Here is a 25127-nt window from a genome sequence, read left to right as displayed (position 1 = left end):
TATGAAATCGTTACAGGCACTTTTTGGCGGCACCTTTGATCCGGTGCATTATGGTCACCTCAAGCCCGTGGAAACCCTGGCCAACCTGATTGGCCTGTCACGGGTGATTGTGATGCCGAACAATGTTCCCCCGCATCGTCCACAACCGGAGGCCACCAGCGCCCAGCGGAAAACGATGCTCGAGCTGGCCATAGCCGATAAACCGCTGTTCACCCTTGATGAGCGTGAGCTGCTGCGCGATACGCCTTCTTATACCGCGCAAACGCTGAAAGAATGGCGAGAGGAGCAAGGTCCGGATGCGCCGCTGGCGTTTATCATCGGCCAGGATTCACTGCTAACCTTTCCCACGTGGCATGACTACGAAACCATCCTTGATAACACCCATCTGATCGTCTGCCGCCGTCCAGGTTACCCACTGGAGATGGCGCAGGAGCAGCATCAGCGCTGGCTGGAAAAGCATCTGACGCATACTCCGGACGATCTGCACCGGCTGCCCGCGGGCAAAATCTATCTTGCCGAAACACCGTGGTTTAATGTCTCCGCCACCCTTATTCGCGAGCGTCTGGAAAACGGCGAATCCTGCGACGACCTGATGCCGAAAGCAGTATTGGACTATATTAATCTGCACGGTTTGTATCGTTAAGCACATCCGCTAACGCCGCCAGCAGACGGTCGTTTTCTCCGCTACTGCGTATCGCCACCCGAAAATAACGCGCATCAAGCCCTGGATAATTGGCGCAGCTACGGATCAAAATATGCCGTTCGAGGAGCGCGCGCTGCAGATCCCTTTCGCATTTCAGCAGCAGATAATTTGCCCGGCCAGGATAGACGCTCAAACCCGGCAGCGCGCTCAACTGCTGATAAACGCGTTCCCCTTCCTCTTTCAGCCACTGCCAGGTCGCCCGCTGCCAGGCGATGTCATCCAGCAGATGTTCTCCGGCAAGCGCCGCAAACGTATTGATCGACCAGGGCATCTGCCGGGCGCGTACTCTGGCGACCGCCTGCTCGTCGCTGTTGACCAGATACCCCAGACGCAGCCCCGGAATAGCATAAAACTTGGTCAGCGAACGCAGCACCCAGATATGCGGGTTAGCCTGCAAGGTGGGAATAAACCCCGGCTCGTCGGGGATGAAATCGAGAAAGGCTTCATCCAGAATCAGTGCGATATTCAGCGCCTTACAGCGTCGCGCAATGGCCTCGAGCAGCGACCGCTCCGGCAGCAGGCCGGTAGGATTATTAGGCGTACAGAGAAACAGGCAGTCATGCTCAGCGCGTAGCGCGCCAAGGATAGCGTCGGTGAGCTGCCAGCCGTCCGCCTCACGCAGGGCAAACAGGTCAATCTGGCATTCGCCGCGGCGTAAGGCGCGACCGTATTCGGCAAAGCCGGGCGTGACAATCATCGCCCGTCGCGGTTTAAGGCCGTCCACCAACGCGAAAATCGCCTCCGTCTCGCCGTTTGCCGCCAGGATCCAGGATGCGGGGATCTGATGATGTTTCGCCAGCGCCTGATGAAGATGGCGGTACTCAACGTCCGGATAGCGCTCGGCAAGATGAAGATTGTCGACGATGGCGCGTTTTACCGACGCCGGCATACCCAGCGGGTTAATATTCGCGCTAAAATCCAGCAGCCGATCGGCTGAAATACCGAGTAGCTCGGCGGCCTCGCGGGTATTCCCGCCGTGTGCGCTTGAAAACAGAGACATCGTGCCGCTCCTGGCAAAAAACGTTATTTTAAAGAAAACAGCGCGCGCAATCAGGGCCAATATCATGTTTTGCGCGAATACGTTCACGAGGAAAAAATGCGACTCTGGTTAGTTCGTCATGGTGAAACCGAAGCCAATGTAGCCGGTCTGTACAGCGGCCATGCTCCCACGCCGCTGACGGCGCGAGGTATTACTCAAGCGCAGACGCTGAACACACTGCTCAAGCAGGTTCCCTTTGAGCAGGTACTGTGCAGCGAGCTGGAGCGGGCGCAGCATACGGCGCGCTTAGTCTTAGCCGGGCGAGATCTTCCTCTCCTGACCCGCCCCGAGCTGAATGAAATGTTTTTCGGCGACTGGGAAATGCGCCATCACCGGGATCTTTGCGAAGAAGATGCGAGCAATTACGCGGCGTGGTGCAACGACTGGCAAAATGCGATCCCCACCAACGGTGAAGGATTTCAGGCGTTTTCAGGCCGGGTGGATCGGCTGATAAGCCAGCTTGCCGACTACCAGCATCATACACATGTGCTGATGGTCAGCCATCAGGGCGTACTTAGCCTGCTGATTGCAAAGCTGCTTTCTATGCCCGCGACCGCCATGTGGCGCTTTCGCGTTGAGCAAGGCTGCTGGAGCGCCATTGATTTCCACGACGATTTTGCCACACTGCGGGTACTGAACAGCAGAGCGGTATGGCAGCCGGGAGAATGAAAGGTCTGTTTTTTAGCGCCAGACACGCTTCGACCATTGACACCCCCTGACAGGCTGCTATTCTCCGCTGCCAGACTTTTCCCGCCCTTCAGCCCTTTGCAGAAATTGTTTTACAAAAATGGCGATGCATTCTGTTGCATGGGGTGGGATGATAGCCCACTTTCCGCACCTGAGCCGGTGACATTTGTCCCGTACCCGTGTGGGTTCAGGTATACTGACAGACTTATTTGTTTTATGCATTCATGCCCCAGGAGGAAAACTTGCAGGGTAAAGCACTCCAGGATTTTGTTATCGACAAAATTGATGACCTTAAAGGTCAGGACATCATCGCCTTAGACGTTCAGGGCAAATCCAGCATCACTGACTGTATGATTATCTGTACCGGCACCTCCAGCCGCCATGTGATGTCTATCGCCGATCACGTTGTGCAGGAATCCCGCGCGGCGGGCATGCTGCCGCTGGGCGTGGAAGGCGAAAGCGTTGCCGACTGGATCGTCGTTGACCTGGGTGAAGTGATTGTCCACGTGATGCAGGAAGAAAGCCGTCGCCTGTATGAACTGGAAAAACTCTGGAGTTAATGCGTGAAGCTTCAACTTGTCGCGGTAGGCACGAAAATGCCCGACTGGGTACAAACCGGTTTTACCGAGTACCTGCGGCGTTTTCCAAAAGATATGCCTTTTGAGCTTATCGAAATTCCAGCGGGCAAACGCGGCAAGAACGCGGATATTAAGCGTATTCTCGACAAAGAGGGTGAACTGATGCTGGCCGCCGCAGGCAAAAACCGCATCGTCACCCTGGATATTCCGGGTAAACCCTGGGACACGCCGCAGCTGGCAACGGAACTGGAACGCTGGAAGCTGGACGGGCGTGACGTCAGCTTGCTCATCGGCGGGCCGGAGGGCCTCTCTCCCGCCTGTAAAGCAGCGGCGGAACAAAGCTGGTCGCTCTCCGCGCTGACCCTTCCCCACCCGCTGGTTCGGGTGTTGGTCGCCGAGAGCCTGTATCGGGCATGGAGCATTACCACTAATCACCCCTATCACCGTGAGTGATCGTTGAGCTTGAGTAGACTACGCAGCGGATGAAACTACAGAATTCTTTTCGCGACTATACGGCTGAGTCCGCGCTGTTTGTGCGCCGGGCGCTGGTCGCCTTTTTGGGTATATTGCTGCTCACCGGCGTGCTTATCGCCAACCTGTACAATCTGCAAATCGTCCGGTATACCGACTACCAGACCCGCTCAAATGAAAACCGCATCAAGCTGGTGCCCATTGCCCCCAGCCGCGGCATTATATACGACCGTAACGGCATTCCGCTGGCCCTGAACCGCACGATTTACCAGATCGAAATGATGCCGGAAAAGGTAGACAACGTGCAGCAAACGTTAGACGCCCTGCGCAACGTCGTGGATCTCACCGACGACGATATCGCGGCCTTTAAGAAAGAACGCGCCCGTTCGCACCGTTTCACCTCCATTCCCGTGAAAACCAACCTGACCGAAGTGCAGGTCGCGCGTTTTGCTGTAAACCAGTACCGTTTCCCTGGCGTCGAAGTGAAAGGCTATAAGCGCCGCTACTACCCTTACGGCTCCGCACTCACTCACGTTATCGGCTACGTGTCGAAGATCAATGATAAAGATGTCGAACGGCTGGATAAAGACGGCAAGCTGGCGAACTATGCCGCCACCCATGACATCGGTAAGCTGGGCATTGAGCGCTACTATGAAGACGTGCTTCACGGCCAGACCGGCTACGAAGAAGTTGAAGTCAATAACCGGGGCCGCGTCATCCGCCAGCTTAAAGAAGTGCCGCCGCAGGCCGGGCACGACATCCACCTCACCATAGATTTAAAACTGCAGCAGTATATTGAGACGCTACTCGCAGGCAGCCGCGCGGCGGTGATCGTGACCGACCCACGCACCGGCGGCGTGCTGTCGCTAGTGTCAATGCCCAGCTATGACCCGAACCTGTTTGTCGACGGCATTTCCAGTAAAGACTATTCCGGTTTGCTTAACGATCCGAACACGCCGCTGGTCAACCGCGCCACGCAAGGGGTTTATCCACCGGCCTCGACGGTAAAACCGTATGTCGCCGTCTCCGCGTTAAGCGCAGGCGTGATTACCCGCAATACCAGCCTGTTCGACCCGGGGTGGTGGCAGTTGCCGGGGTCTGAAAAACGCTACCGCGACTGGAAAAAGTGGGGCCACGGACATCTGAACGTCACCAAATCGCTGGAAGAATCCGCCGATACCTTCTTCTATCAGGTCGCGTATGACATGGGTATTGACCGCCTGTCCGAGTGGATGGGTAAATTTGGCTACGGGCACTATACCGGTATCGATCTCGCGGAAGAGCGCTCCGGTAACATGCCGACCCGCGAATGGAAAATGAAGCGCTTTAAGAAGCCGTGGTATCAGGGCGATACCATTCCGGTGGGTATCGGACAAGGTTACTGGACGGCCACGCCGATACAGATGAGCAAAGCGCTGATGATCCTGATTAACGACGGCGTAGTAAAAGTGCCACATCTGCTGATGAGCACTTCCGAAAACGGCAAGCAGGTTCCGTGGGTACAGCCCCACGAACCGCCGGTTGGCGACATTCACTCTGGTTACTGGGAACTGGCGAAAGACGGTATGTACGGCGTGGCAAACCGCGGTAACGGTACTGCGCATAAATACTTTGCCAGCGCGCCGTATAAAATCGCGGCCAAATCCGGTACGGCCCAGGTCTTTGGCCTGAAAGCCAACGAAACCTATAACGCGCATAAAATTGCCGAACGCCTGCGCGATCACAAGCTGATGACGGCCTTCGCACCTTATGATAACCCACAGGTTGCGGTCGCCATGATCCTCGAAAACGGCGGCGCTGGCCCGGCGGTGGGGACAATTATGCGTCAGATTCTTGACCACATTATGTTGGGTGACAATAACACCAGTCTGCCAGCTGAAAACCCGGCGGTTGCGGCGGCGGAGGATCAATAACGATGACGGATAATCCGAACAAAAAAACATTCTGGGATAAAATTCATATCGATCCCACCATGTTGCTGATTCTGCTGGCGCTGCTGGTGTACAGCTCGCTGGTGATCTGGAGCGCCAGCGGCCAGGATATTGGCATGATGGAGCGTAAGGTCGGGCAGATCGCCATTGGTCTGGTGATCATGGTGGTAATGGCGCAAATTCCGCCTCGCGTTTATGAAGGCTGGGCGCCCTATCTTTACATTGTCTGCATCATATTGCTGGTGGCGGTCGATGCCTTCGGGGCAATATCAAAAGGGGCGCAGCGCTGGCTGGATCTCGGCATCGTGCGCTTTCAGCCATCCGAAATCGCCAAGATCGCCGTTCCGCTAATGGTCGCGCGCTTTATCAACCGCGACGTTTGCCCGCCATCGCTGAAGAATACCGCCATTGCACTGGTGCTGATTTTTATGCCGACCCTGCTGGTGGCGGCGCAGCCTGACCTGGGCACCTCAATTCTGGTCGCCCTTTCCGGCCTGTTTGTGCTGTTCCTTTCGGGCCTGAGCTGGCGTCTGATTGGCGTGGCGGCGCTGCTGCTTGCCGCGTTTATTCCGATCCTCTGGTTCTTCCTGATGCATGATTATCAACGCCAGCGCGTCATGATGCTTCTCGACCCGGAAACCGATCCGTTAGGCGCAGGCTACCATATTATTCAGTCTAAGATCGCGATTGGCTCAGGCGGCCTGAGCGGTAAAGGCTGGCTGCACGGGACGCAGTCGCAGCTGGAATTTCTTCCGGAACGTCATACCGACTTTATCTTCGCGGTACTGGCCGAAGAACTGGGCCTGGTGGGGATCCTTATCCTGCTGGCGCTGTACATCCTGCTGATCATGCGTGGCCTGTGGATTGCCGCCCACGCGCAAACCACCTTTGGTCGCGTCATGGCCGGTGGTTTAATGTTGATATTATTCGTTTATGTCTTCGTTAATATTGGTATGGTGAGTGGTATTCTGCCTGTTGTAGGCGTTCCGCTGCCACTGGTCAGTTACGGAGGCTCGGCGCTGATTGTGCTGATGGCCGGGTTCGGGATTGTCATGTCGATCCATACCCACAGAAAAATGTTATCGAAAAGCGTGTAAGGGGTGCGCAATGCGTAAGCAGTTGCCTGGAGTCTGCGTCGCAGCAGGAATTATGCTGCTCGCGGCATGTACGAGCGATGATGGTCAGCAAGCGACCATCGTTGCGCCGCAGCCAGCGGTATGTAATGGACCGGTGGTGGAGATCGGCGGAGCGGAGCCGCGTTACGAGCCGCTCAGCCCGACCGCTAATCAGGATTACCAGCGAGACGGTAAGCATTATAAGATTGTGCAGGATCCGTCGCGCTTCAGTCAGGCCGGGCTTGCTGCGACTTACGATGCCGAACCGGGCAGCAATCTCACCGCTTCGGGCGAGATGTTTGATCCGATGCAGCTGACGGCTGCGCATCCTACATTGCCGATCCCTGGCTATGCGCGAATTACTAACCTCGCCAATGGCCGGATGATCGTCGTACGCATTAACGATCGTGGCCCTTACGGCAACGATCGGGTGATTTCGCTGTCGCGCGCCGCCGCCGACCGTCTGAACACCTCGAATAACACCAAAGTGCGCATCGATCCGATCGTGGTCGCCCAGGACGGTTCCCTGTCGGGTCCCGGCATGGCGTGTACCACTGTGGCAAAACAAACCTATGCCCTGCCCGCGCGGCCAGACCTGAGCGGCGGCATGGGAAGCGCCTCCTCCGCACCACAGGCTATCCAGCCTCAGGGCGATGTTCGCGCGATCAGTAACGCCACGCTGAAAAGCGAAGACAGCGCTGGCGCGCCGGTAAACAGTAGCGGTTTCCTCGGCGCGCCAACGACCTTAGCGTCAGGCGTTCTGGAAGGCAGTGAACCGACACCGGCTGCGCAACCCACCACTGCCGCGCCGGTAACCGCTCCTGTGAGTGCGCCAACTGCAACGGTACCTGCCGCAGCGCCTGCTGCAGCATCCGGTCATTATGTTGTTCAGGTCGGGGCAGTCAGCGACCAGGGGCGCGCGCAACAGTATCAGACGCGGTTAGCACAGCAGTTTAACGTGCCTGGCCGCGTGACCCAGAACGGCGCCGTGTGGCGAATTCAGCTCGGTCCTTTCGCCAGTAAAGCGGAAGCCAGCGCGCTACAGCAGCGTTTACAATCCGAAGCCCAGCTGCAGTCATTCATCACCGGCGCGCAATAACGTAAAAGCGGCATCTGATTTGTCAATTTCTGTAAGTGACGTTAACAACGTTAACAAAAGTCACCCGGAAAGTCAGATGCCTGCCGGTAGTGCATTTGCTATAGTAAGGCACTTTTTTCAATTCCATCACGGATGTCGTAGTTCAGACCATGAAGACCACTTTTTCCGCTCGTTTCATGCAGCGCATGGCGCTCACCACGGCTCTCTTCACAGCCGCTATCTCAGGCGCGCATGCCGATGACCTGAATATTAAAACCATGATCCCGGGTGTTCCGCAGATCGATGCGGAGTCTTACATCCTTATTGATTACAACTCCGGCAAGGTGCTGGCTGAACAAAATGCCGACACCCGTCGCGATCCGGCCAGTCTGACCAAAATGATGACCAGCTATGTTATCGGTCAGGCAATGAAAGCGGGAAAATTCAAAGAAACCGATCTGGTCACGATTGGCAACGATGCCTGGGCGACCGGTAACCCGGTCTTCAAAGGCTCTTCTCTGATGTTCCTGAAGCCAGGAATGCAGGTGCCGGTCTCACAGCTGATTCGCGGCATCAACCTGCAGTCCGGTAACGACGCCTGCGTGGCGATGGCGGATTTTGCCGCAGGGAGCCAGGACGCGTTTGTAGGTCTGATGAACAGCTATGTGAACGCGCTGGGACTGAAAAACACCCACTTCCAGACGGTACATGGTCTGGATGCGGAAGGTCAGTACAGCTCCGCTCGCGACATGGCGTTGATTGGCCAGGCGCTGATCCGCGATGTGCCGAACGAATACTCGGTGTACAAAGAAAAAGAGTTCACCTTTAACGGCATTCGCCAGCTGAACCGCAACGGTCTGTTATGGGATAACAGCCTGAATGTGGACGGTATCAAAACCGGACATACGGCAAAAGCGGGCTATAACCTTGTCGCCTCCGCGACCGAAGGGCAGATGCGTTTGATCTCCGCAGTAATGGGGGGACGCACCTATAAAGGTCGTGAAACCGAAAGTAAAAAGCTACTGACCTGGGGCTTCCGTTTCTTCGAAACAGTCAACCCGCTGAAAGCCGGTAAAGAGTTCGCCTCTGAGCCCGCCTGGTTTGGCGATACCGATCGCGCCTCCTTAGGCGTGGATAAAGATGTGTATCTGACCATCCCGCGCGGACGCATGAAAGATCTGAAGGCCAGCTATGTTCTGAACAACGCGGAACTCCACGCGCCGTTGCAGAAAAATCAGGTGGTCGGCACCATTAACTTCCAGCTCGACGGCAAAACCATTGAGCAACGTCCGCTGGTTGTGCTGCAGGAAATCCCGGAAGGCAACTTCTTCGGTAAAATCATTGATTACATTAAATTAATGTTCCATCACTGGTTTGGTTAAAAATCGAACACTTGAAAGTGTGATTTCCATCCCCATATACTAAGCATCAGTAAAACTCCCGCCTTGCCGCGGGAGTTGTCATTTTTTTACGTTACGCCGGAGCTGACATGAAAACCAAACTTAACGAACTGCTTGAATTCCCTACGCCTTTTACTTACAAAGTTATGGGGCAGGCGTTACCTGAGCTGGTCGATCAGGTGGTTGAAGTGGTACAGCGCCATGCGCCAGGTGATTACTCTCCGACGGTAAAACCAAGCAGCAAAGGCAATTACCACTCGGTTTCTATTACCATCAACGCCACGCATATTGAACAAGTTGAAACACTGTACGAAGAGCTCGGCAACATTGAGATCGTCCGTATGGTGCTGTAAATCTGTTAACGTTACCCGGCATTGTCCGGGTAACCCCTCTCCTCTCTCGCTGTGATATACTTTTTCCCTCTTTTGTTTTCTCTACGGAGATGCTGTTTTGTCTCAGGATAAAATATTGGTCCGCCAGCTCGGCCTTCAACCCTACGAGCCCGTCTCCCAGGCCATGCACGAATTTACAGACACCCGCGATGAGCACACCGCCGACGAAATCTGGCTGGTAGAACATCACCCGGTCTTTACCCAGGGCCAGGCGGGAAAAGCGGAACATGTCCTGATGCCAGGCGATATCCCGGTGATTCAAAGCGATCGCGGTGGACAAGTGACCTATCATGGCCCCGGCCAACAGGTGATGTACGTCCTGTTCAATCTCAAACGCCGCAAGCTGGGCGTCCGGGAACTGGTCACCCTGCTGGAACAAACCGTCGTGAATACGCTGGCGGAAGTCGGTATAGACGCACATCCCCGCGCCGATGCCCCAGGTGTCTACGTCGGCGAAAAGAAAATTTGCTCCCTCGGATTACGTATTCGCCGCGGCTGCTCGTTCCACGGCCTGGCGCTGAACGTAAATATGGACCTTTCGCCATTTTTGCGTATTAACCCATGTGGTTATGCGGGAATGGAAATGACAAAAATATCGCAGTGGGATAAACAAGCCACCACTGAAAATATTCGGCCACGTTTATTGGCAAATATTTTAGCCCTGCTAAATAATCCTCCTCACGAATATATTACTGCTTAACCAATTGATAATAATGACCCACAAATTAGCTGGGTCATTAATCCAGATCCCTTGAAGGCTTTACAAAACCGCCTGGTTTCTATATTTTCATTATCTCTGTGTTTGAATCGTTAACGAAATATTTCGTTTCGTCGTCATTCTATTTTTCATCGACGCGCGTTAATTATTCAATCGTCATTCTTTTTGCAATCATTTTTCGCAATGGCAAGATGAGTAAGGGTGGAGAAAATATATGCAGCTCATAAATATAACTCACGCAATTATTCATAAAACAAATAAATCTGGAGTGTGAGCGTGAGTGAGAATAGTCAGCCGAAAGGCCATTGTTACGAACACCGGCCCGAAGATAAACCGCAAATTTTCAGAACGCTAAGAAATATCGACCTGAATCTGTTGACTATCTTTGAGGCTGTTTATGTTCATAAAGGTATCGTTAACGCCGCCAAAATACTCAATCTGACGCCTTCGGCCATCAGCCAGTCTATTCAGAAACTGCGCACTATTTTTCCCGACCCGCTGTTTATTCGCAAAGGACAAGGCGTTACGCCAACCGCCTATGCCACTCATTTGCACGAATATATCAGCCAGGGTCTTGAGTCGATTCTCGGCGCTCTCGATCTTACCGGCTGTTATGACAAACAGCGAACCATTACCATTGGCACCTCGCCGTCCGTCGGCGCGCTGGTGATGCCCACCCTCTACCAGGCGATCAAAACCCGCTTTCCGCAACTGCTGTTGCGGAATATTCCCGTGCATGACGCCGAAGCCCAACTCAGCCAGTTCCAGACCGATTTGATTATTGATAACCACGTCTACAGCAATCGCGTGGTCCAGCATCAGGTTCTCTTTTCCGACAACATTGAACTGGTTTGCCGGCAGAACCATCCACTCCTGACTGGCGCGTCAACCCCTGAGCACGTCGACAATGCGGAACACAGTCTGTTGATGATAGAAGGGCAAAGTTTCACGCTGCTGCGCCAGCGGATCCAGGAGATTTTCCCGAACCGGAAAATCAGCTTCAGCAGCTATAACATGTTCACCCTTGCCTCGCTGATCGCACACAGCGATCTTGTCGGCATTATGCCAGCCCGTTTTTTCACGCTGTTCAACCAGTGCTGGTCGCTACAGCGGCTGCCGCACCCCGCCCTGAACCGCGAGCAGGTCGACTACTCGCTCCATTACAATCGACTGAGCCTGCGCGATCCCATTCTTGAAAACGTGATTACGGTTATTCGTGATGCTTTTTGAAAAGGAAATGTTGCTGTCGGGTCACAACTGAGGTTGGGCATATGGCACAAAACAACAACTATTTTACATTTTACCGACCACTCAGGCTGCTTTAAGGGCCGTTTCAATGATATACTGCCTGTAGTGAATTCAAAAATAGTTGATAAATACAACATTTCATTGAATTAAAACGCTTTCCTTCGTATTCGCAACTGGAACACGCACGCTATGAGTAAACCCATTGTGATGGAACGCGGTGTTAAATACCGCGATGCCGATAAGATGGCCCTTATCCCGGTCAAAAATGTGGCGACAGAGCGCGAAGCCCTGCTGCGCAAACCGGAATGGATGAAAATTAAGCTTCCAGCGGACTCCACGCGTATCCAGGGCATTAAAGCCGCCATGCGCAAAAACGGCCTGCATTCCGTCTGTGAGGAAGCCTCCTGCCCGAACCTGGCGGAATGTTTCAATCACGGCACCGCCACCTTTATGATCCTCGGCGCAATTTGCACCCGTCGCTGCCCGTTCTGTGATGTTGCTCACGGTCGCCCTGTTGCCCCTGACGCCAATGAGCCGGTGAAGCTGGCGCAAACCATTGCTGATATGGCGCTGCGCTATGTGGTGATCACCTCCGTGGATCGTGACGATCTGCGTGACGGCGGCGCGCAGCATTTTGCAGACTGCATTACCGCAATCCGTGAAAAGAGCCCGAACATAAAAATTGAAACACTGGTGCCTGACTTCCGTGGCCGTATGGATCGCGCACTGGATATTCTGACCGCCACCCCGCCGGATGTGTTCAACCATAACCTTGAAAACGTACCGCGTATCTATCGTCAGGTTCGTCCGGGCGCGGACTACAACTGGTCGCTGAAGTTACTGGAACGCTTTAAAGAAGCGCACCCGGAGATCCCGACCAAGTCAGGCCTGATGGTGGGTCTGGGCGAAACGAATGCTGAAATCATTGAGGTGATGCGTGATCTGCGCCGTCACGGCGTTACCATGCTCACTTTGGGTCAGTATCTGCAGCCGAGTCGCCACCATTTGCCGGTACAGCGCTACGTCAGCCCGGATGAGTTTGACGAGATGAAAGCGGAAGCGTTGGCAATGGGCTTTACCCACGCCGCCTGCGGTCCGTTCGTGCGTTCCTCTTACCATGCTGACCTGCAGGCGAAAGGAATGGAAGTGAAGTGATTCAGTAACGAATCGTTACATTTCAGCCATAAAAAAAACCCGCACACTGGCGGGTTTTTTCTCGTCAGCATAAAACGGATGAGCATCCTGCTCCGGGCATTACTCTTTATGAGAGAGTTTTTCAGCCTGAACGTTACCGTCTACGTCTCTTTTTGCAGTCGCATCGTCATCGTTCATGGCTTTTTTAAAGCCCTTGATTGCCGTGCCCAGGTCTCCACCCAGCGTGCGTAACTTCTTGGTACCAAACAGCAGAACAACCAGTGCGGCAACCACCAGCAGTTTGGTAATACTAATCTCACCCATAAATACCTTCTCGAATTAAAACAGGCAGCAAAGCGTGCCTTGATAACCGGATAACATTAACGGTCATTTGACGCGCGCACACAATAGCAATCTGTAACAAGGTGAATCAAGCAGTGTTTAAAAAAACGTCATAATAATTGCGGTGGCGCAAATCTGCGATTACGTAACACCGGCAACTGCGCGCGCACCTGGCGGATCCGCGCGGCAGAAATCTCTGCCATGATCAGCGCCGGGCACTCTGCCGCCGCCGCGACGGTTACGCCAAACGGGTCGATAATCCGGCTCTGACCAATATTTTTATTCCCGCACTCACCGGCAGCGACCATATAACAGGTCGTGTCCAGCGCCCGGGCCGCCAACAGCGTAGACCAGTGGTGCTCTTTCAGCGACCCACGAACCCAGGCAGCCGGAAGCACCAGCACGTCAGCCCCTTGTAACGCCTGGGCGATCGACAGCTCAGGAAAGCGCAGATCGTAGCAAGTCATCAGCCCGACCTTAACCCCTTCCACCTCAATCAGCGGCGCAATCGCCTTTCCGGCGTCGACGTTTCGCGATTCCTGTATCGAAAACGCATCGTAAAGATGCAGCTTAGCGTAGCTCGCCACGATTTTCCCGGCGCGCAGCGCCACCAACGTATTCACCGCGCGTCCGGGAAGCGAAGGAACGTGGATAGTCAGGATAGTGGTCAGGGTATTGTTTGCGCTTTCCTGCAAAAGCCGCTGCAGGAACTCCCCTTCCAGTCGCTGGGCGGATTTAACCGATAAATCGGGATCCGCATCATCGCGCGCCAGCAGCGCTTCTGGCAGAACGAGCAGCGAGACGCCGCGTTTGACCGCTTGCGTCATCAACGATACGCAGGTTTCTGCGTTTTCTTCCCATACGGGACTGACGGCAAATTGCCCGGCAGCAGCGAACATACACCCTCCAGTCGGGTTGGTTACACTCGCCAACCCTGTTTATTCAGCGTTACACTCATACCCATTACTCATCAAATAACAGGATTACGCAGTGTTACAACTTCTTTTAGCAGTTTTTATTGGCGGTGGTACAGGAAGTGTAGCGAGATGGATGCTTAGTATGCGGTTTAATCCGATACATCAGGCGATCCCTGTGGGTACCCTGACCGCGAATTTACTGGGGGCATTTATCATTGGCATGGGACTGGCGTGGTTTAGTCGGATGACCCACATCGATCCTGTGTGGAAAGTGCTTATCACCACGGGGTTTTGCGGCGGGCTAACGACCTTCTCAACCTTTTCCGCGGAAGTGGTTTTTCTGCTTCAGGAAGGACGTGTTGCCTGGGCAATGCTGAATGTGCTGGTCAACCTGCTCGGCTCGTTTGCCATGACCGCACTGGCGTTCTGGTTAGTTACCGCCGCCAGCAGCCACTAAAGATCAAAAAAAACCCGCTGATTAAGCGGGTTTTGAATTCTTGCTGACGTAGGCTTACAGAGCGGTTACGTTTGCAGCAGAAGGGCCTTTGGCACCGTTAGTGATTTCGAACTCTACGCGCTGACCTTCAGCCAGAGTTTTAAAACCATTGGTCTGGATTGCAGAGAAGTGTACGAACACGTCTTTGCTGCCATCTTCCGGAGTAATGAAACCGAATCCTTTGGACTCATTAAACCACTTAACGTTACCTTTAATCTTAGACATCAAAATTACCTTTACATGAAAAATAGACACAAATGCTGTGTCGGGTACCAGTACACCAATTGTGGTACGCTTTGTCCAGTCGAACTTTGGTAAAAAGTGATAAATATCGCGTTATTTTTTAGCATAAGCATATAGCTTATTGTTTTATCTTCTCTTTTTAATCACTTATCGCTTCAGAACTGAAAGCGCATCCAGGCAAAATAGACGTTACCATTATTGTAGGTACCGGGGATGTAGGTCATCTGAAACGTTGCCGGTCCGTACCCAATGGACGCCAGCGGCAGCAGCACCGGGACAGGAATGTAATTCCAGTTATCGCGCGCCGTAACGCCTGCGGTAAAGCCCAGCCCCAGTCGGAAGTTATCGTCCGGCAGAGGGCGCCATGTGCTTTCCCAACCATAGCCGCCAATGGGCTCCCATTTATTCCAGGAGTCTTTAAAGGCCATAATATACAGGCCATGCCAGTTTCCTTTTTCATCCCAACGTGACTGACCAAAACCGCCGCCCCACGGACGCTCATTATAACGAGCGGTTTTTTCTTTATCGTAAGCGAAACGCGCATGCCAGGTGATCGCAGGAATATATAAATCATAATGTTCCGGCTCCCGCCAGGTCTCCGCGACATTGTCGGTAAACGTCGTAAACCATCCTTTCTCTTCAGCCAATGCCTGCTGTTGCAGGCCGGATTGAATAAAAAGAAAAACAATAAGGAAAAAGAATTTTTTAGCCACCATCACAATATTTATTACCCTGCTTAAGTACAGCTTAAATTGTACCAAAAAAAAGTTTAATGGGACCTTAACAGCGGTGATTTAAACCAGAATCAGATTGTTCTAAGATTTATTTTCACCCAAATAACCTTATTATATTTGGGTATATTTGTTGCTGTGTTATCAGCGAGATATCGCTGTTTTTTTGTTCTGCTTCGCGCGTTGTTCTCCTGCCCCGCAAATTATTAACATTGATGCATCATAATTTGCACAAATAAAAAACAAACACCCATAACAGGGGTAAAGCCGGCTGAGATATATTGAACCGGTAGCATTATTGTAAAAAAAGCCGATAACTCAGATTTAATTCGTCTGTTTCTTGATTTTAATCAGCGAGTGTCGCAGGGTTATTCGGCACATTTTTACACCACTTAATTGGTATTTTCTTATTTTCATATCTGGGTGTCCATGCGACAGGGGAAACAATGTTAACAGTGATTGAACTCCTTATTGGAGTAGTGGTTATCGTGGGCGTCGCCCGCTACATAATTAAGGGGTATTCCGCGACCGGCGTACTCTTTGTCGGCGGTCTGGCGCTGTTGATTATCAGCGCGTTGATGGGACATAAGGTTCTGCCTGCCAGTGAATCGACAACGGGTTACACGGCGACCGATATTGTCGAGTACATCAAGATCCTGCTAATGAGCCGCGGCGGCGATCTCGGCATGATGATCATGATGCTCTGCGGTTTCGCCGCCTATATGACCCATATCGGCGCAAATGATATGGTGGTGAAGCTGGCATCCAGGCCGCTGCAGTATATTAACTCGCCTTACCTGCTGATGATTGCCGCCTATTTCGTGGCCTGTCTGATGTCGCTGGCGGTTTCTTCTGCTACCGGCCTCGGCGTATTGTTGATGGCGACGTTGTTCCCGGTCATGGTTAACGTCGGGATCAGCCGCGGCGCCGCAGCGGCAATTTGTGCATCCCCTGCCGCGATTATCCTTTCGCCTACCTCCGGCGACGTGGTTCTGGCTGCGAAAGCCGCCGAAATGCCGCTCATCGACTTTGCCTTTAAAACGACGTTGCCGATCTCCATAGCCGCCATTATCGGTATGGCGGTAGCGCACTTTTTCTGGCAGCGTTATCTGGATAAAAAAGAAAACATCGCCCATGAAATACTGGACGTGAATGAGATCACCACCACGGCCCCGGCATTTTATGCCATCCTGCCGTTTACACCGATTATTGGGGTACTGATTTTTGACGGCAAGTGGGGACCGCAGTTGCACATCATCACCATTCTCGTGCTGTGTATGCTGATTGCGGCAGTGCTGGAGTTTGTTCGTGGCTTTAATACCCAGAAAGTCTTCTCCGGGCTGGAAGTCGCGTATCGCGGCATGGCGGATGCTTTCGCCAACGTGGTGATGCTGCTGGTGGCCGCAGGCGTTTTCGCACAGGGTCTGAGCACGATTGGCTTTATCCAGAGTCTTATCTCCATCGCCACGTCGTTTGGTTCGGCGAGCATCATTCTGATGCTGGTGCTGGTCATTCTGACCATGCTGGCAGCGATGACCACCGGCTCCGGTAACGCGCCGTTTTATGCGTTTGTCGAAATGATTCCCAAGCTGGCGCATTCGTCCGGCATCAACCCGGCGTACCTGTCGATTCCGATGCTGCAAGCCTCCAACCTGGGACGGACGATTTCTCCGGTTTCCGGCGTGGTGGTCGCGGTAGCCGGAATGGCGAAAATTTCGCCGTTTGAAGTGGTAAAACGCACTTCCGTACCGGTCATGGTGGGGCTGTTAATCGTGATTATCGCCACCGAAGTGATGGTGCCAGGCACGTCTTCCGCCGTCACTGGCGGCTGATATTATCCGGGGGAGATCAGCGCCGGATAAGACGCGGGGAAATCCCCAGGAGCATAATAACGATGTGACTGGGGTTTTGAGCGTAGCGAACAGTGAGGCAGCGTGAAGGTTGACGTGTATCACCCGTGGTAAATGCGCTGCGGCCGTCCTACCTTTCCATGCACTATTTCCGCTGTAATCAGATGCCGACTGGCGCAATACTCAAGGTACCGTCTGGCAGTGGTTCGGCTGATGGTCAGCGCCTGAGCGACGGTTTCGGCGGTGTGCTGTACCTGTGGGTCGGCGAACAGCTTCTTCACCGCGTTTAGGGTAAGCGCATCAATTCCGGTTGGCAGATCGTCTTTCGGCTCCCCACGGGCATAAGCATTAAACATCTCATCAATCTGTCGCTGGCTGGCGCTGTCATTACCTTCCAGCATCCGTTTGCGCTGCTGGTAGCGCGTCAGAGTCTGTCCCAGTCGCTCATAAGCGATGGGCTTGATCAAATAGTCAAACGCCCCGCTGCGCACCGCTTCCGATACCGTTTCCATATCGCTGGCGGCCGTGGTAAACACTACGCCGCCAGGATAGTGCGACTCGGTCAGCTCGTGCAGCAGGGTGATCCCTTTCCCGTCGGGCAGGTAATTATCCAACAGAATGAGTCCCGGTCTGAAGCGTTCGATCATCATTCTTGCCTGCGCCAGGTTGCCCGCTAACCAGATCTGGTTAAAACCGGGAATATGGCGGATGTATTCTGCATGCATTTCCGCAAGCAGCATTTCATCCTCAACGATTAATAGGGTTAATGGTTCCGTCATTGTTCTTTTTCACTTTCGGAATAAAGAGAGAAAATAGAGTGCCGCAGGGGGAATTGTCTTCCAGCGTTATCATCCCGCCACAGCGTCTCACATAGCTGGCAATCAGATACAGGCCAATGCCGTGCTCACCCGGCTCATCGGTACGGGTGCTGACACCCTGTTCAAATATTTTGTCGCGAAGCTCCTCTGGCACGCCGCAGCCCTGGTCGGCGACTTCTATCACCACCTCGTCACCTTCGTCGCTCAGATACAGTTCCACCACGTTATTGCCTTCCACTGTGCGTAAACTCGCTTCGAAGGCATTATCCAGCAGATTGCCGACAATCGCCGCAAATTCAGTGCTGTCCAGCCCTTGCGGCAGGTGATGCAGTTGGCTGCCAGGGACAATCGTCATTTTAAGCCCCAGTTCACGCGCGCGCTGTACCTTACCAAACAGCAATCCCGCTACCTGGCGGTCGGCAAAGGCGTCGCGCAGACTGTCGATAAGCTGCTGCTGCGCCTGGGACTCGCCCTGCACCATCTCCCTGACCCGATCGTACTCCTTCATCTGTAAAAGGCCATTGAGCGTCGACATCCAGTTAAGATGTTCGTGGCGTAACGTTCTGAGACTCTCTACGTATTGCTTGATCTGGGTTAACTGGGCGTTCAGGGTGGCGATTTCGTCTTTACTGCGAAAGCTGATAATCGCCCCCAGCAGTTCCTCGCCGGAACGGATCGCTTCGCGATTAGCAATCACGCTCAGGCCGTTGAAATTCATCATGACGTCAACGCGTTTTTCAGCAATGCGATCGGTAAAAAAATCGGACGGCGACACCACGTCCTCAATACGCCTGCCTAACCACTGTCGTCCTGGCGAGCGCAGACCAAGCATTTTTCTCGCGCTACGGTTAATCGCCGTGATAAAACCGTCAGGATCCACCGCAATCAGCCCTTCATACACCGAGCTAAACAGCGCCTCCTGCTGGCGCACCACCCGGGCGATCTGCCGGGGTTCCATGCCCATCATCTGACGACGAATATGGGCGGCGAACAGCCACGAAAGTAGCATCAGAACCACCAGCAACAGCACAAACACGCCCGCCATCGGCAGAATAAAGTCCAGCCGCCAGCTGTCTATTTTACTGACCAGATAACCGATGGAGACGACGCCGATAACATTGCCTTCATTATCAAAGATCGGCGTTTTGGCGCGCATGGCATTGCCGATTGAGCCGGTACCAGAGATGAAATAGCTTTCCCCTTTCTCCAGCGCGCCTGGCTTGATGAACTGCATCGGGTAGCCGATTTTTTCCGGGTTCGGGTGATAAAGGCGAACAGAGTTGCGATCGCCAATCACCACGTAGTCAAAGTCCGTGTCGATTTGCAGCTTATCGGCAATGGTTGCCAGTCGCTTGTAATCACGGGTTTTCACCGCCGCAATGATGCTGTCGTTCGCGGCGATGATCTTCGCCTGGTTCATCGCCATATCACGAACGTGGCGGGTCAAATAGTCTTCAAAACTGGCGGAAAAATATTGCGCCAGCGCGGCGATAATGAACACAGAGAAAACCAGAATAAGCAGAAAAATACGCAACGGAAATGCCAGTTGTCGAAAAAAAGAAAACGGCTTTTTATTTTTTTGAACCAACATTGCTGTTCCTTTACCGGCATTATAAACAGAGCACGCACGCTAAATGTAATAAAAATGTTTTACTCCCACGCAAGCGGAATAAGAGTGATCGTTACAGATTCATCACTTTAAATCAATTAAACAACTTAAAACCACATCTCAAATTGTGATTAGAATAATTAAAAAACTTAAAACCATTAAACCCATAAAAACCATCTAAGTGTTTGTGAAATAAATCAAAATTTACCCCCTAAATACTCCTTACGATGTATGTGTTCGGGAGAAAAAGAAATATCTCGTCGCAAAATTTTCTTTTCCTCCAAATGAAAACAAAACGTTATTAAATTGCTTTTTCGTACAACATTCGCCTCAAAACGGCAACAATATAGCTTCTCAGGATGCCTTTACTATGTTTAGTAATAATGTGTTTACACGGGTCAAACGCTCAGAAAATATAAAAATGGCGGCGATCACACAATTCCTGAAAGAGAATGATTTAAGCATCGATACCACCGTGGAGGTGTTTATTACGGTGACCCGTGATGACCGCCTTATCGCCTGCGGCGGCATTGCCGGAAATATCATTAAGTGCGTGGCCATCAGCGAATCGGTACGCGGCGAAGGATTAGCGCTCACGCTGGCGACAGAGTTGATCAATCTCGCTTACGAAAGACATTGCACGCATCTGTTCATTTACACCAAAACGGAATACGAAGCCCTGTTCCGACAGTGCGGTTTTTCGACCCTCGCCAATGTTCCCGGCATCATGGTGCTGATGGAAAACAGCGCAACCCGCCTGAAACGCTATGCAGAATCGTTAACCCGTCTGCGTCACGACGGTAAAAAAATCGGCTGCATCGTAATGAACGCCAACCCATTCACCAACGGACACCGCTATCTGATCCAGCAGGCGGCGGCGCAGTGCGACTGGCTGCATCTGTTTCTGGTGAAAGAAGACACCTCGCGCTTTCCTTATGAAGACCGGTTCGATCTGGTGATCAAAGGCTCGGCGGATATCCCGCGTCTCACTGTGCATCGCGGTTCCGAATACATTATTTCCCGCGCCACATTCCCGTGTTACTTCATTAAAGAACAGAGCGTCATTAATCACTGCTATACGGAAATTGACCTGAAAATTTTCCGTCAGCATCTGGCGCCTGCCCTGGGAATCACCCATCGTTTCGTCGGAACGGAACCGTTCTGTACCGTCACCGCCCAGTATAACCACGACATGCGTTTCTGGCTGGAGACGCCCACCCTTCCCGCCCCACCGATTGAACTGGTGGAAATAGAGCGCCTGTGTTACCAGGAGACGCCCATCTCGGCCTCGCTGGTCCGCAAGCTGCTGGTTAAAAAAGATCTCACGGCTATCGCGCCGCTGGTGCCGCCTGCCACGTTGCACTATCTGCAACAAATGGCTGAACGTCCCGCAAACGGTGCGACAGTCCGCCAAAAGACCCCCGCATTAGTAACAGGTGAAAAATGAAAATAAACCAGGCTGCCGTCGCAGGCACACTTGAGTCGGGTGATGTGATGATCCGCATCGCCCCTCTCGATACGCAGGAGATTGACCTGCAAATCAATAGCAGCGTTGAGAAACAGTTTGGCGAGGCCATTCGCGCCACCATTCTGGCGGTTCTTGCGCAATATGACGTACGCGGCGTGCAAGTGAATGTCGATGATAAAGGCGCGCTGGACTGTATTTTACGCGCACGACTGGAAGCGTTACTGGCTCGCGCCAGCGGCATCCCGGCCCTGCCATGGGAGGATCGCCAATGATTTCCGCGTCTTTACAACAACGTAAAACCCGCACGCGCCGCAGCATGCTGTTTGTTCCGGGCGCCAACGCCGCCATGGTCAGCAACGCCTTTATTTACCCCGCCGATGCGCTGATGTTCGACCTGGAAGATTCCGTTGCGCTGCGTGAGAAAGACACGGCTCGTCGCATGGTTTACCACGCGCTGCAGCATCCTCTGTATCGCGATGTAGAGACCATCGTGCGTGTCAACGCGCTGGACTCCGAGTTTGGCGTCAACGATCTGGAGGCTGTCGTTCGCGGCGGCGCTGACGTGGTTCGTTTGCCGAAAACCGACACGGCGCAGGACGTTATTGATATTGAAAACGAAATCCTGCGCATTGAAAAAGCCTGCGGCCGCGAACCAGGCAGCACCGGCCTGCTGGCGGCCATTGAGTCACCGCTGGGCATTACCCGCGCGGTAGAGATCGCCCACGCCTCTGAACGCCTAATCGGTATCGCCCTGGGCGCGGAAGACTATGTGCGCAACCTGCGCACCGAGCGCTCGCCGGAAGGCACCGAACTGCTGTTCGCCCGCTGCGCTATTTTGCAGGCCGCACGTTCCGCCGGTATCCAGGCGTTCGACACCGTGTATTCCGATGCCAACAACGAAGCGGGTTTTCTGCATGAAGCCGCGCACATCAAACAGTTGGGCTTTGACGGCAAATCGCTGATCAACCCACGCCAGATTGAACTGCTGCATAACCTGTACGCCCCGACGCAAAAAGAGGTCAACCATGCGCGTCTGGTCGTGGAAGCCGCTGAAGCCGCCGCCCGCGAGGGACTTGGGGTGGTCTCTCTGAACGGCAAGATGGTCGACAGCCCGGTGATCGAGCGCGCGCGTCTGGTGCTCTCCCGCGCAGAACTTTCCGGCATCCGCGAAGAATAAGGCAAAAATAATGACCCAGAAAAACGAACAGTCTCAACGACAGGAACGGGTAACGGCCTGGAGCCGCCGCGCTGAAAGCAACCTGTCCAGCTATAAAAACGCGTCCAAACAGAACCTGCAGGCGCAGAAACCGCGCAACCAAAAGCTGTGCGCAAACCTGGAAGAAGCCATCCGCCGTTCCGGTTTACAGGACGGGATGACCATCTCCTTCCACCATGCGTTTCGCGGCGGCGATCTGACCATTAACCTGGTGATGGACACTATCGCCAGCATGGGCTTTAAAAACCTGACCCTGGCCTCCAGCTCCCTGAGCGACTGCCACGCGCCGCTGGTTGACCATATTCGTAAAGGCGTGGTCAGCCGCATCTATACTTCCGGCCTGCGCGGGCCGCTGGCGGAAGAGATCTCGCGTGGCCTGCTGGCCGAGCCTGTGCAGATCCACTCCCACGGCGGGCGCGTCAATCTGGTGCAAAGCGGCGAGCTGAATATTGACGTCGCTTTTCTCGGCGTGCCGTCCTGCGACCCGTTTGGTAATGCCAACGGCTATACCGGGAAAGCCTGCTGTGGTTCGCTCGGCTATGCCCGGGTCGACGCCGAAAGCGCCAATCAGGTGGTGCTGTTGACGGAACAACTGCTGCCGTATCCGCATAATCCGGCCAGCATCGCCCAGGATCAGGTCGATCTTATCGTTCAGATCGATCAGGTCGGCGATGCCGATAAAATCGGCGCAGACGCCACCCGTATGACCACCAACCCCCGCGAGCTGCTTATTGCCCGCAGCGCGGCGGACGTGATTGTTAACTCCGGCTACTTCAAAGAAGGTTTCTCGCTGCAAACCGGCACCGGCGGCGCGTCGCTGGCGGTCACCCGCTTCCTTGAAGACAAAATGCGCAGCCGCAACATTTGTGCGGACTTTGCGTTGGGCGGCATCACCGCCACCATCGTCGACCTGCATGAAAAGGGGCTGATTCGCAAACTGTTAGACGTTCAGAGCTTCGATCGCAACGCCGCTCAGTCGCTGGCGCGCAACCCGAACCACATCGAAATCAGCGCGAACCAGTACGCAAACTGGGGTTCCAAAGGCGCCTCCGTTGACCGCCTGGACGTGGTGGTGCTGAGCGCGCTGGAAGTGGACACCCAGTTTAACGTCAACGTGCTGACCGGCTCCGACGGCGTGATTCGCGGCGCGTCCGGCGGTCACTGCGACACCGCGGTCGCTGCTGCGCTGTCCATCATCGTCGCGCCGCTGGTACGCGGTCGCATTCCCACGCTGGTCGATAACGTGCTGACCTGCGTCACCCCGGGCTCCAGCGTCGACATTCTGGTGACCGACCACGGCATTGCCGTTAACCCGGCACGACCGGAACTGGCGGAACGCCTGAAAGAAGCCGGTATGAAAGTGGTGCCGATCGCGTGGCTGCGCGAGCGCGCGCAACAGCTCACTGGCGAACCGCGTCCCATCGCGTTCACTGACCGCGTGATCGCCGTGGTGCGTTATCGCGACGGTTCCGTGATTGACGTTGTTCATCAGGTGAAGGAATAAGCCATGCACCTGCTTCCTGAACAGGCCACCCGCCACGCGGTTTCTATTCCCGAGCTGCTCGCCAGCCGGGATGAGAGACAGGCAAGGCAACACGCCTGGCTTAAGCGCCATCCCATTCCACTGGTCTCCTTTACCGTGGTGGCGCCCGGCCCGATCAAAGACAGCGCACTCACCCGTCGCCTCTTTAATCACGGCGTGACTGCCCTGTACGCGCTGGCGGAGACAGCGGGCTGGTTAATCAGGGAGCAGGCTGCACTGGCCTCTGCAAGCGGGCCGGAAGGCATGATCTCCATAGAAGCGCCGGCCCGTGACATCAAGCTCGCGACGATAGAGCTTGAACATAACCATCCTCTGGGACGCCTGTGGGACATCGACGTCCTGACGCCCGGAGGCGAAATTCTCTCCCGTCGCCATTTTGCGCTGCCTGCCCGCCGCTGCCTGCTGTGCGGGCAAAGCGCCGCAGCGTGCGCGCGCGGGAAAACCCATACGCTCTCCGATCTTCTTAACCACATGGAGGCGCTATTACATGCTGCCGATTCCCGATACGCACGGTGAAACCACCGCCCTGCCGCGCACGCTGTTTGACGCTTACGCGCATCTCGCCTGGCGCGCCATGCTGACGGAAGTGAATCTGTCGCCGAAGCCAGGACTGGTCGATCGCCTGAACTGCGGCGCGCATAAAGATATGGCGCTCGCCGATTTTCATCGTAGCGCGCAGGCCATTCAGGGCTGGCTGCCGCGTTTTATCGAATACGGCGCCTGCTGCGCACAGCTACCGGCAGACTCGGTGTTAAGCGGGCTGCGTCCATTAGGTATGGCCTGCGAAGCGGATATGTTCCGCGCCACCGCAGGGGTCAACACCCACAAGGGCAGCATTTTTTCGCTGGGTTTGCTGTGCGCCGCCATTGGCCGCTTACATCAGCTGCAGCGCCCCATTACGCCTGAAACGATCTGCGCCGCCGCCGCGAGCTTTTGCCGGGGCCTGACGACACGCGAACTGCGCAATAACAATCACCAAAAAACCGCAGGCCAGCGTCTTTATTTCCAGTTGGGCTTAACCGGCGCGCGCGGCGAAGCCGAGGCGGGATACCCCTTAGTGATCCGCCACGCACTGCCGCATTACCGCACCCTGCTCGCCACGGGACGCGACCCGGAACTGGCGCTGCTCGACACGCTGCTTGTGCTGATCGCGCGCAATGGCGATACCAACGTCGCCTCGCGCGGCGGGGCGGCAGGTTTGCGTTGGATCCAGCAGCAGGCCACAGCCTTACTGCAAAGCGGCGGCATTCGTAGCGCCGACGATCTCGACCGGCTTCACCAGTTCGATCAGGCGTGTATTGAACGCAATCTCAGCCCCGGCGGTAGCGCCGATCTGCTGATCGTGACGTGGTTTTTAGCTCAACTTTCTCAGGTTAACCATTTAAACACTTATTAAAATT

The 25127-nt window shown here is 54.2% G+C and carries 27 protein-coding genes; 20 read left to right on the top strand and 7 right to left on the bottom strand.

The features are described from left to right. The first annotated feature begins 1 nt into the window (after position 1). Entirely contained in the window at positions 2 to 643 is a 642-nt protein-coding gene (gene nadD / locus OOJ60_RS00590) for a nicotinate-nucleotide adenylyltransferase (RefSeq protein ID WP_082636759.1), read from the top strand. Here the strand turns inward: nadD and cobD are convergent. Beyond that, positions 618 to 1703 carry a threonine-phosphate decarboxylase CobD gene (gene cobD, locus OOJ60_RS00585; protein ID WP_205611754.1) on the bottom strand — a complete coding sequence of 362 codons (1086 nt, stop codon included), beginning with the start codon at positions 1701 to 1703 and terminating at the stop codon, positions 618 to 620. The two genes, nadD and cobD, sit on opposite strands and share 26 nt — an antisense overlap. Positions 1704 to 1799: 96 nt before the next feature. Between cobD and OOJ60_RS00580 the strand changes: the two genes are divergently transcribed. The 11 genes from OOJ60_RS00580 to lipA all read left to right on the top strand — a co-directional run bounded on the left by OOJ60_RS00580 (position 1800) and on the right by lipA (position 12515). Continuing rightward, a complete protein-coding gene (locus OOJ60_RS00580; RefSeq protein WP_042285494.1) occupies positions 1800 to 2411 on the top strand; it encodes an adenosylcobalamin/alpha-ribazole phosphatase in 612 nt (203 codons plus the stop codon). A 260-nt stretch (positions 2412 to 2671) separates the two neighbouring features. Then, a complete protein-coding gene (rsfS, locus tag OOJ60_RS00575) occupies positions 2672 to 2989 on the top strand; it encodes a ribosome silencing factor (RefSeq protein ID WP_012904988.1) in 318 nt (105 codons plus the stop codon). A gap of 3 nt (positions 2990 to 2992) precedes the next feature. Then, complete coding sequence (gene rlmH / locus OOJ60_RS00570; protein WP_042285498.1) at positions 2993 to 3460, top strand: 23S rRNA (pseudouridine(1915)-N(3))-methyltransferase RlmH; 468 nt, start codon at positions 2993 to 2995, stop codon at positions 3458 to 3460. Between the two features lie 29 nt (positions 3461 to 3489). Then, positions 3490 to 5391 (top strand): peptidoglycan DD-transpeptidase MrdA, encoded by a 1902-nt coding sequence (gene mrdA, locus OOJ60_RS00565; RefSeq protein WP_042285501.1) that lies wholly within the window; start codon positions 3490 to 3492, stop codon positions 5389 to 5391. Between the two features lie 2 nt (positions 5392 to 5393). Further along, on the top strand, positions 5394 to 6506 hold the full coding sequence (mrdB, locus tag OOJ60_RS00560; protein ID WP_042285504.1) for a peptidoglycan glycosyltransferase MrdB: 1113 nt from the start codon (positions 5394 to 5396) through the stop codon (positions 6504 to 6506). Between the two features lie 10 nt (positions 6507 to 6516). Then, complete coding sequence (gene rlpA / locus OOJ60_RS00555) at positions 6517 to 7623, top strand: endolytic peptidoglycan transglycosylase RlpA (RefSeq protein WP_205611753.1); 1107 nt, start codon at positions 6517 to 6519, stop codon at positions 7621 to 7623. Positions 7624 to 7772: 149 nt separating this feature from the next. Then, positions 7773 to 8984: a D-alanyl-D-alanine carboxypeptidase DacA gene (gene dacA, locus OOJ60_RS00550; RefSeq protein WP_200033682.1), complete on the top strand. Its 1212-nt coding sequence runs from the start codon at positions 7773 to 7775 to the stop codon at positions 8982 to 8984. Positions 8985 to 9091: 107 nt separating this feature from the next. Next, positions 9092 to 9355 carry a DUF493 family protein YbeD gene (gene ybeD / locus OOJ60_RS00545; RefSeq protein WP_004100153.1) on the top strand — a complete coding sequence of 88 codons (264 nt, stop codon included), beginning with the start codon at positions 9092 to 9094 and terminating at the stop codon, positions 9353 to 9355. A 97-nt stretch (positions 9356 to 9452) separates the two neighbouring features. After that, positions 9453 to 10094 (top strand): lipoyl(octanoyl) transferase LipB, encoded by a 642-nt coding sequence (gene lipB, locus OOJ60_RS00540; protein WP_042285513.1) that lies wholly within the window; start codon positions 9453 to 9455, stop codon positions 10092 to 10094. 294 nt (positions 10095 to 10388) lie between these two features. Then, positions 10389 to 11342, top strand: a complete 954-nt coding sequence (locus tag OOJ60_RS00535) for a YbeF family transcriptional regulator (protein WP_042285516.1) — start codon at positions 10389 to 10391, stop codon at positions 11340 to 11342. Between the two features lie 207 nt (positions 11343 to 11549). After that, positions 11550 to 12515, top strand: coding sequence for a lipoyl synthase (gene lipA, locus OOJ60_RS00530; RefSeq protein ID WP_042285520.1), 966 nt, complete (start codon positions 11550 to 11552; stop codon positions 12513 to 12515). A gap of 99 nt (positions 12516 to 12614) precedes the next feature. Here the strand turns inward: lipA and tatE are convergent, their stop codons facing one another. Both tatE and OOJ60_RS00520 read right to left on the bottom strand, forming a co-directional pair. After that, entirely contained in the window at positions 12615 to 12818 is a 204-nt protein-coding gene (gene tatE / locus OOJ60_RS00525; RefSeq protein ID WP_042285523.1) for a twin-arginine translocase subunit TatE, read from the bottom strand. Between the two features lie 128 nt (positions 12819 to 12946). Next, complete coding sequence (locus OOJ60_RS00520) at positions 12947 to 13735, bottom strand: deaminated glutathione amidase (protein WP_205611752.1); 789 nt, start codon at positions 13733 to 13735, stop codon at positions 12947 to 12949. A gap of 91 nt (positions 13736 to 13826) precedes the next feature. Between OOJ60_RS00520 and crcB the strand changes: the two genes are divergently transcribed. Further along, positions 13827 to 14210: a fluoride efflux transporter CrcB gene (gene crcB / locus OOJ60_RS00515; protein WP_205611751.1), complete on the top strand. Its 384-nt coding sequence runs from the start codon at positions 13827 to 13829 to the stop codon at positions 14208 to 14210. 54 nt (positions 14211 to 14264) lie between these two features. Here crcB and cspE read toward each other — a convergent pair whose 3' ends face one another. Then, positions 14265 to 14474 carry a transcription antiterminator/RNA stability regulator CspE gene (gene cspE, locus OOJ60_RS00510; protein WP_000034826.1) on the bottom strand — a complete coding sequence of 70 codons (210 nt, stop codon included), beginning with the start codon at positions 14472 to 14474 and terminating at the stop codon, positions 14265 to 14267. Positions 14475 to 14647: 173 nt separating this feature from the next. Next, positions 14648 to 15211: a lipid IV(A) palmitoyltransferase PagP gene (gene pagP / locus OOJ60_RS00505; RefSeq protein WP_233470864.1), complete on the bottom strand. Its 564-nt coding sequence runs from the start codon at positions 15209 to 15211 to the stop codon at positions 14648 to 14650. 458 nt (positions 15212 to 15669) lie between these two features. Between pagP and dcuC the strand changes: the two genes are divergently transcribed. Further along, positions 15670 to 17055 (top strand): anaerobic C4-dicarboxylate transporter DcuC, encoded by a 1386-nt coding sequence (gene dcuC / locus OOJ60_RS00500; protein ID WP_181821799.1) that lies wholly within the window; start codon positions 15670 to 15672, stop codon positions 17053 to 17055. A 119-nt stretch (positions 17056 to 17174) separates the two neighbouring features. On the opposite strand, the gene dpiA is transcribed toward dcuC, so the two are convergent. Together dpiA and dpiB are read right to left on the bottom strand one after the other, a co-directional pair. Next, on the bottom strand, positions 17175 to 17852 hold the full coding sequence (gene dpiA, locus OOJ60_RS00495) for a two-component response regulator DpiA (RefSeq protein WP_042285538.1): 678 nt from the start codon (positions 17850 to 17852) through the stop codon (positions 17175 to 17177). After that, positions 17821 to 19482 carry a sensor histidine kinase DpiB gene (gene dpiB / locus OOJ60_RS00490; RefSeq protein WP_042285541.1) on the bottom strand — a complete coding sequence of 554 codons (1662 nt, stop codon included), beginning with the start codon at positions 19480 to 19482 and terminating at the stop codon, positions 17821 to 17823. Before dpiB ends, dpiA begins: the two co-directional genes overlap by 32 nt. Before the next feature lie 388 nt (positions 19483 to 19870). Between dpiB and citC the strand changes: the two genes are divergently transcribed. The 6 genes from citC to citG are packed head-to-tail and all read left to right on the top strand — an operon-like array spanning position 19871 to position 25123. Then, the gene (gene citC / locus OOJ60_RS00485; protein WP_181821801.1) at positions 19871 to 20947 is read left to right on the top strand and encodes a [citrate (pro-3S)-lyase] ligase; all 1077 of its coding nucleotides are present in this window, start codon (positions 19871 to 19873) and stop codon (positions 20945 to 20947) included. Beyond that, positions 20944 to 21240, top strand: coding sequence for a citrate lyase acyl carrier protein (gene citD / locus OOJ60_RS00480; RefSeq protein ID WP_042285548.1), 297 nt, complete (start codon positions 20944 to 20946; stop codon positions 21238 to 21240). The genes citC and citD overlap by 4 nt, the downstream gene beginning before the upstream one ends. Continuing rightward, positions 21237 to 22145, top strand: a complete 909-nt coding sequence (gene citE / locus OOJ60_RS00475) for a citrate (pro-3S)-lyase subunit beta (RefSeq protein WP_042285551.1) — start codon at positions 21237 to 21239, stop codon at positions 22143 to 22145. Before citD ends, citE begins: the two co-directional genes overlap by 4 nt. 10 nt (positions 22146 to 22155) lie before the next feature. After that, the gene (gene citF, locus OOJ60_RS00470; RefSeq protein WP_042285554.1) at positions 22156 to 23688 is read left to right on the top strand and encodes a citrate lyase subunit alpha; all 1533 of its coding nucleotides are present in this window, start codon (positions 22156 to 22158) and stop codon (positions 23686 to 23688) included. Between the two features lie 3 nt (positions 23689 to 23691). After that, entirely contained in the window at positions 23692 to 24243 is a 552-nt protein-coding gene (citX, locus tag OOJ60_RS00465) for a citrate lyase holo-[acyl-carrier protein] synthase (protein ID WP_042285557.1), read from the top strand. Continuing rightward, entirely contained in the window at positions 24215 to 25123 is a 909-nt protein-coding gene (gene citG, locus OOJ60_RS00460; RefSeq protein ID WP_042285561.1) for a triphosphoribosyl-dephospho-CoA synthase CitG, read from the top strand. Before citX ends, citG begins: the two co-directional genes overlap by 29 nt. Positions 25124 to 25127 lie beyond the last annotated feature (4 nt).

This window comes from Citrobacter sp. R4 (genome assembly GCF_026719175.1).
GTDB classification, from domain to species: Bacteria; Pseudomonadota; Gammaproteobacteria; order Enterobacterales; family Enterobacteriaceae; genus Citrobacter_A; species Citrobacter_A sedlakii.
This window is presented reverse-complemented; position numbering and strand designations above follow the sequence as displayed.